This window comes from Rhizobium sp. BT-226, assembly GCF_025847085.2.
GTDB lineage: Bacteria > Pseudomonadota > Alphaproteobacteria > Rhizobiales > Rhizobiaceae > Rhizobium > Rhizobium sophorae.
This window is the reverse complement of sequence record NZ_JAOYTI010000008.1, coordinates 268,033-275,922: the sequence shown is the minus strand read 5'-3', so window position 1 is coordinate 275,922 and position 7,890 is coordinate 268,033. Positions and strand designations below refer to the sequence as shown.

Below are 7,890 nucleotides of genomic sequence, written 5' to 3'. Positions count from 1 at the left end.
ACCTTTCTTACACGACTGATCGTCAACTTCATCAATTGCTTGAGGTAGTGCGTCGTACCGCCCCGAGCGGAGCGTTGATCATTGAGGCAGGTTGCGCGCGCGGCGGTTCAGCAATTCTCATGTGTTCCGCCAAGTCGCCTCAGCGCGCTATGCGCGTGTACGACCTGTTCGAGATGCTCCCTCCGCCTTCGGAGCACGATGGCGACGACATGAAAGCTCGGTACGCTGAGATCACTGCCGGCGAAGCCGTCGGCCTTGGAGGCGGGCAATACTATCTCTATGACGATGACCTGATGGCGACGGTGACGAACAACTTCGCTAGGTTTGGTTATCCCGTCGAGTCCAACAACGTCCAACTGATAAAGGGTAAGGTGCAAGACACGCTTACAGTCGCCGAGCCGGTCGCTTTGGCCAATATCGATGTTGATTGGTACGAGCCTGTCAGCGCCTGTCTAGAGCGGGTTATGCCTCATCTCATCGTCGGCGGCGCTGTCGCACTTCGCGCCTATTCGGACTGGTCTGGGTGCCGAAAGGCGGCAGACGATTACTTCTCTCGCGCAGGACGGGAGGGACTGGACTTTGACCTCTCGGCTGGACACATGCTTGTGACCCGAACGCACTGAACCTTCTCCGTCCAAGAAGACATTTTTGGTGTCCAAGAGGGCGTGCGCCGGTTTGTCACCTGGTAGTGCCGCAAGACGGGCAACTAAGTCGCCCGTACGCGACCATCTGCTTGAGGGCGCTTCGTCCGACAGGACCGGGCCGGTTGGCGCCAGCTCTTTCGACAGCTTGCGTGACCGCGCATTGGAAAGCCTCAAGATGACATGCGTCCGTAGTGGGCGTGCCTCAAAAGACAACCCCGCCCAGAGGCGGGGCCAGTTTGGCAAGCCGCGTTGACCACAGATCAAGGTGGGGAAGACAACGTGGGAGCGGAACACCGGTTACCGAAATGGGGGGCAGTTCACAGGAGGAGCGAATCAACAGACCCCCAATTGGAGGATGAATGGCCGCGCCGATGCAATCAAACGAGCAGTGATAGCCCCCCGCTACGTAGCCGAAAAGCGGTCTAAGTCGGGCCAATTGGCCGTTGAGGGGAACCTACTAAGGGTCTATAAATCCTCTCGATAGGTCGTTGCAGAACGCTGGTTTCGTACTGCCATCGGAAGGCTCTGAAATTATAGGCTCCCGAAACGCGGCCACGCCCAGCGAATAAATAATCACTACGCACCAATGTGGGATAACGGTCAGGGGGACCCATGCAAGGCAGTGTCAAGAGTGGCGCGCAAAAGATACCCACTTCGTCGAACGAGGAACACACCTATTATGTTCTCCTGAGAGGGAGCGCCACTGTTGGAAATACGCTGACCGCAAATGTTTTCAATGAATGCGGCCAAAGTCCTGAGAAGGAGGCGGCTTACGGTTGGCAGCAAGAAGTTGACGGGGCATGGACGAATATTGCCGGAGAGACGAGTGCTCGCATCAGAATACCGTCGGGTCTTCTTGGCAGCCAAATCCGAGCTCTAGCAGTTGTATCCACGACCGAGGGCCTTAACAACTTCACCAGTAAGGGCATCAGAGTGGACTCTCAAAACTCAATTGTAATCGAAAATCTAAATGCCGGCACAACTGATTGGAAGATTACAAATTTGGCGACGAACCACGAGATCGAGGCTTATGCGGATGCAACAAGTATAAATGCAGGAGACTCCCTGAACCTAAAGGTTTCTTTGTCTTCCGCTGGACAATATAATCTTGAGGTCTATCGCCTTGGCTACTACGGCGGTGCAGGCGGTCGACTTATAGCCAGCGCGCTAGGTCTAGACGGATTAACTCAATCAAGCCCCACCATGACCAATCCTGGCACGCGTTTGATCGAATGTTTATGGGACGTATCGTATGAACTGAAAACATCTGCAGCTTGGACAAGCGGACTTTATGTTATCAAGTTAACTGATTGCAGAAGCGGCAAACAGTCGCTTGTCCCGTTTGTTCTGCGCAAAGATAATCACCCCAGCGACATAGGCTTTCAGGATGCAGTAACGACTGCTCAAGCGTATAACATATTCGGCGGCTTCAGTGTATATGATGCTAATAGCACCAGTAACACAAGAGCATATCAGGTAAGTTTTGATCGCCCCTATGATGCAGCCCATCTCGGATTCAGCAATACTGATGGTTTCAATTGTAATAATATGCTCACCTGGGAGTACAACATGGTCCGTTGGTTGGAGTCGCAGGGTTACGATGTATCCTATTACACCAATTTGGATGTTCACAGCAACCCTTTACAAATTCTTTCGCACCGAATATTTCTTTCGGTTGGTCATGATGAGTATTGGTCGATGGAACAGCGAGATCGAGTTGAGTTGGCACGCGATAATGGTATTCATCTCGCCTTTTACTCTGCTAATACTGCTTATTGGCAGGTTCGGTTCGACTGCTCAAGCCGGGGGCAGTCGAACCGCGTTGTTACCATATACAAGGATTCATCGGGTATTGGCGCCGGCCTATCTCTCGATCCGGTGGCTCAGCTAGATCCTCCTGCGTCAACTTCACTGTTTCGCTCTAAGGAGGTCAATAGACCGGAGAATGCACTGATGGGGGTGGGCTATGTATCCGATCAAGGTAGCATCTATGAGGGGTTTGATTTCATCGTTTCTAATGCTGCTGACCCTATCTACGCGCACACAGGTTTAAGAAACGGCGATAGGCTGAAGGGACTGGTTGGGTACGAATGGGATGCGGTTCTAGACAACGAAGAATCTCCTGACGGACTCGTCATTCTTTCGAAATCCTCTACACGTGCCAACGAAATTCTACCGCCACTGCCAGGTGGCACACGTCCAAATATCTCCCATGCTATCTGTTACAGAGCAGTGAGTGGAGCGCGAGTGTTTTCGACTGGATCAATTCAATGGGTATGGGGCTTGGACAACAGTTGGGCTTTCCAACCGCCTCAGCTCACGAGAAGTTGGCGGAGAAGAATAAAGAACTGGATAAAGGGTTTGGTGTCTCTAGTCGTTACTGTTCCGATAAGGAATATGCCATGCGTAGATAGCCGCGCGCAGCAGATGACGGTCAATCTTTTTTCCGAAATGGATGTAAGACCGCAGACCCCCTCCTCTTGGCTTACTTTGTCCTGATGAACCGCCAAGTTACGACGAGTACGTCGATGAGAAGGGCAAGACACGACGCTAGCGGGCTTCCCCGCCAAGGGGAGTCGTAGGGAGTTCAGTAAGGCTTCGCCGAGGCGGACGCTGTTTTGGGGAGATGGGGGGCGTTATGAAAGCAGTACATAGGGTTGCGCGTGGGGCGCGTTGGCGCTTCAACGCGCTTTTGGAACGCGCCCGTCGGACCGCCTACCCAAGGGCCGTTCGACAGGCTTGGTCAAGGGTGCGCGCCGAACACCTTTCTTACACGACTGATCGTCAACTTCATCAATTGCTTGAGGTAGTGCGTCGTACCGCCCCGAGCGGAGCGTTGATCATTGAGGCAGGTTGCGCGCGCGGCGGTTCAGCAATTCTCATGTGTTCCGCCAAGTCGCCTCAGCGCGCTATGCGCGTGTACGACCTGTTCGAGATGCTCCCTCCGCCTTCGGAGCACGATGGCGACGACATGAAAGCTCGGTACGCTGAGATCACTGCCGGCGAAGCCGTCGGCCTTGGAGGCGAGCAATACTATCTCTATGATGATGACCTGATGGCGACGGTGACGAACAACTTCGCTAGGTTTGGTTATCCCGGCGAGTCCAACAACGTCCAACTGATAAAGGGTAAGGTGCAAGACACGCTTACAGTCGCTGAGCCGGTCGCTTTGGCCCATATCGATGTTGATTGGTACGAGCCTGTCGGCGCCTGTCTAGAGCGGGTTATGCCTCATCTCATCGTCGGCGGCGCTGTCGCACTTCACGCCTATTCGGATTGGTCTGGGTGCCGAAAGGCGGCAGACGATTACTTCTCTCGCGCAGGACGGGAGGGACTGGACTTTGACCTCTCGGCTGGACACATGCTTGTGACCCGAACGCACTGAACCTTCTCCGTCGCCTGGTAGGCCACTAGAAAAGACAGGCTCCAGCATTCGCCAATCGCTGGGGTGCATAATCGAGGGTAGGCGCACATGACCGGTACAGAACTTTCGCCTAAAGACGCGGCGCAAAAGGCGCAGCAGGCGCGAGCGATTCGCGAGTGTCTCGACCGATACATCCCCGAATGCCAGCCTGTAGCGCTTCTGCAGTTCCCGTTCGACTTCAATGTCGGCAACCACATGATGTGGGTGGCCGCCATGGACTATTTGAAGCAACGTAATGCGCCCATCGCCTATACGGCGCATGGGCACAACTTCGATCTTCAGCAAATGATTCGCGCTGTCGGGGACGGCACGATACTCTTCTCGGGCGGGGTCACGGTCTCGCGCCTATGGCCGCGCCACGCAGAGGTCAAGCGCATCGTCGCCGAGGCGTGCCCCAATAATCGCCTCGTGTCGCTGCCGTCGACCATGCTGTTCGTCGACGACGAGGACCGCCGCGAGGCGCGCACGATCTTCGGAAATCATCGCAATGCTGTACTTTTGGCCAGAGACCCGGTCAGCGCTGAGTCAGCGCGCAACGTATTCCCCGGCAACGTCCATGTGGAGACGGTCCACGATTCTGCGCTGCTCCTCCCGCCGCAGCCAAGGCACGCCGCGCCTGATCACAATGTCATCTGGCTCGCCCGCGACGATATCGAGGGCGTCGGATCCCTTGCGCCAAGTGACGTCGAAGTGTTCGACTGGACGCACCATGATCCCGCGGGTATGCGGATCCTGTTTCCAGGGCGCTTCTTCTCCCGCGTCCGCACACTGGCGCCACCGCTCCGTTCGATCGTCAATAGGCAGATTGCCGGCAGCTACGATCGCTTTGCGCGCTACGTGCTCGCGAGCGGCAACCGCAGGCTGGATACCGGTAAGGTGCTGGTTACTGACCGCATGCACCCACACATTCTCTGCGCCCTGCGTTCGCAGCACAGCGTGCTGCTGCCCGACCGCTTCGGCAAGAACCGCGCTGTGTACGAGTACACAGGTCGGAACTACAGCACCGTCCACTGGGCCGACACATATGAGGAAGCCCTTGAGATTGCGCGTACCGTCGCCCGGAGCACCCCGGTCTAGCAGGCTGTTGAAGAAAGCTACTGACATGCTCTTGCGATGAATCAGATCAACATTTTTCAGCTCTTCAGTGAGGCTGCGACCGATCCAGTGAGTACTTGCCTGGCCCTGGGATTTTGGCTTCGCTGTTTCTTCTGCCTCAGCCGTCAGGGTTGCGATGTACCTGACCTTTCGTTCGTCTTATACCTCCAGCAAGACATAGCTGGACACCATGGCCCGATGAATATTTCTCCCGAGAACTGCACCGCATTAGCACTGTAAGCGCAAGCGAGGAAACAACGTTGGAAGGTGTACGCAAACAGCTGAGTGTCGGGGCAATGTGGTCCGCCGGCGGACGTGTCGTCTCAAATCTTCTGGGCGTGGTTAGCATGCTGGCACTGGCTCGACTGCTGTCACCTGCCGATTTCGGCCTAGTGAGCCTCGCGACTATCGTCCTTGCGATCATCGCGGCCATAACCGAACTTTCGCTCAGTTCGGCCCTCATCCAGCACAAGAGCCCGCAGCGAGAACATTACAATACGGCCTGGACACTGAACATGCTGCGCGCGGCGGCGATCGCCGTCCTGCTGGTTAGCGCAGGTTATCCCGTCGCATGGGCGTATCAGGACGACCGTCTGATCGGCATATTCTTCGCGCTTGGAGGCGGCGCGCTGATCAGCGGCCTCGTGAACCCCCGGCTTGTGGACTTCCGGCGGCGCCTTTCCTTTCACCAAGAGATATTCATCGACCTGATCAACAGGGTGGTTGGCGTGGTCGTCGCCGTCGTCATCGCCTTGATTCTTCGCAGCTACTGGGCGCTCGTGATCGGCACGCTCGCCTCGCAGGTGGCCGGTGTGATCATGTCGTACGTCCTGCTTCCTTATTTGCCGCGCATTTCGTTTGCTCACTGGAGAAATCTGTTCTCGTTCTCCGGGTGGGTGGCGCTCAGCTCCGGCCTCAATGAGGTCAACTGGCGCGCCGACCAGCTTGCGCTTGGCGCCATGCTGGGCGCCGGCCCTCTCGGCCAGTACACCGTAGGCGACAGGCTTGCCTCGCTGCCAGTGCGTGAAACGACGGCGCCGATCGCAGGCTTGCTCTTCCCAGTCTTTGCACGGCTTCAGGACGATCCTGAACGCCTGCGGCATGCATTCCTTCGATCCCAAGGCCTGCTTGTTGCGGCGGCGCTGCCGGTAGGCATTGGTTTCGCGCTGGTTGCCGGGCCCTTCATCAACATGGTCCTTGGCCCGGCGTGGTCCTCGGCCGCGCTGGTGGCTCAGGTGTTGGGCGCGGTCTTCGCCATCATCGCCTTTAAAATGCCGGTGACTCCCTTGGCAATGGGCCTCGGCTGCACGCGGTCGCTGTTTCAGCTTGACCTCGCTTTCATCTTCGTCCGCTTTCCCTTGATTTTCGCCGGCCTGGTCTGGGGTGGGCTGGTTGGTCTTCTGTTCGCGCGATGCATCAGCGCCGCGATCGGCATCCTGATGTATGTCTTCCTGGCGAGGCGTCTCACCGGCGTGTCAGTGAGGGCTCAGCTTCTCGCCTGCTGGCGTTCGATCGTCGCCGCGCTGGTTATGGCTGGCTGTGTCTGGGGCGTCGGCCTCATGATCACCGACAGGTCAGAGTCCCTGCAACTGGCGATCATGATACCAATCGGCGGGATCGGCTATTTCGGGGCAAGCTTCGTACTTTGGCTGGCAAGCGGCAAGCCTGCAGGCCCCGAACGCGAAGCGTTGGATTTGCTCCAGTTCGTTCGCCGCGGAGAATTTCGAACGCCCGCGTAATCCGGCTACCCTGCGTCGGCATGTAGCGGCCCAAGAGACACACCGCTGAAGCCTGCGACAGCGTGCGAACCTCCTTCCGGCACATGGCGCCGTCGTCCGGTCTTTCTCCGACGCATGCGTGCTACGGAAAACACCATGCTTGTCGCTGTAGAAAGCCAGCGGTTTGCCCCATTGCTGCAGATAGGCCTTTGTCGCATGCAGATAGTCGAACGTGTTCTCCGATCCGGCAAAGCGCCGATGCAAAAGCTTGCCGGTGGCGTCATTGATATAGACGAGCAGGGCGCATTTGGGGCCGCGGTTCTCGAACCACCAGTGATGCGAATCATCGATCTGCACGAGTTCCCCCGAAACAGTCGCGCCGGCCGCGCGGCTGGAAAACCCGCTTCTTTCGCTCACGCCGCGAGATCCAGATGCCGGCCTCTGTCATCCATTGCCGCAGCGTCTCCTTGGCGACCGAGATGCGATGCAGTTCGATCAGCTTCTCGCGCGCCAGCGTCGGACCGAAATCCAGATAGCGTTCGCGGATGAGATCCAGCGCCGCATTGCGAAACTCCTCGCTATGGCGCCGATTGCTTAGTCTCGATCGCTTCTTCGAAACCAGGCCGGCCGCACCGGCATGGCCATAGGCCTGCAGCAGCCTGTGCATCTGACTTCGGCTGAGCCCAAGCAGTTCGGCGGCCTGGACGACGCTCAGGCGCTGATCGCGGATCTTCTGAATAACTTCGAGGCGATGCAATTCTTTCTGCGACATGGTGATCATAAAGGACATGACGACTCCGACCGCTCACGGTCTCGACCAGACTGGAGGTCGTCATCCTTGCTCCCAACGTTGGCGTTGACCAGAACGTCGAGAGGCGAGACTGTCGCATCTCTAACTGGCCCAACTGTCGCATTACTAAATAGCCCTTACATAAATTTGCGGCGTAACGGATATTATGGAACATAAGAGTGCTCCTGTCTCGAAGCGAGATTTCGTTGATTGAACCAG

General features: G+C 56.9%; 5 protein-coding genes and 1 pseudogene. 5 read left to right on the top strand and 1 reads right to left on the bottom strand.

Annotation, left to right across the window (positions count from 1 at the left end):
• From OIU37_RS33530 to OIU37_RS33510, 5 genes are all read left to right on the top strand, one after another.
• A partial coding sequence (locus tag OIU37_RS33530; protein WP_264259979.1) for a TylF/MycF family methyltransferase occupies positions 1-623 on the top strand: 623 nt, incomplete at its 5' end.
• A 633-nt stretch (positions 624-1,256) separates the two neighbouring features.
• Complete coding sequence (locus OIU37_RS33525; protein WP_264259978.1) at positions 1,257-3,143, top strand: N,N-dimethylformamidase beta subunit family domain-containing protein; 1,887 nt, start codon at positions 1,257-1,259, stop codon at positions 3,141-3,143.
• Positions 3,144-3,270: 127 nt separating this feature from the next.
• Positions 3,271-4,029, top strand: coding sequence for a TylF/MycF/NovP-related O-methyltransferase (locus OIU37_RS33520; RefSeq protein ID WP_319004768.1), 759 nt, complete (start codon positions 3,271-3,273; stop codon positions 4,027-4,029).
• Between the two features lie 87 nt (positions 4,030-4,116).
• Positions 4,117-5,145, top strand: a complete 1,029-nt coding sequence (locus tag OIU37_RS33515) for a polysaccharide pyruvyl transferase family protein (protein WP_264259977.1) — start codon at positions 4,117-4,119, stop codon at positions 5,143-5,145.
• Positions 5,146-5,423: 278 nt separating this feature from the next.
• Positions 5,424-6,902, top strand: coding sequence for a lipopolysaccharide biosynthesis protein (locus tag OIU37_RS33510; protein ID WP_171605280.1), 1,479 nt, complete (start codon positions 5,424-5,426; stop codon positions 6,900-6,902).
• A gap of 90 nt (positions 6,903-6,992) precedes the next feature.
• Here OIU37_RS33510 and OIU37_RS33505 read toward each other — a convergent pair.
• Positions 6,993-7,671, bottom strand: a pseudogene (locus OIU37_RS33505) (ISNCY family transposase); the annotation flags it as partial.
• Between the last annotated feature and the right edge of the window lie 219 nt (positions 7,672-7,890).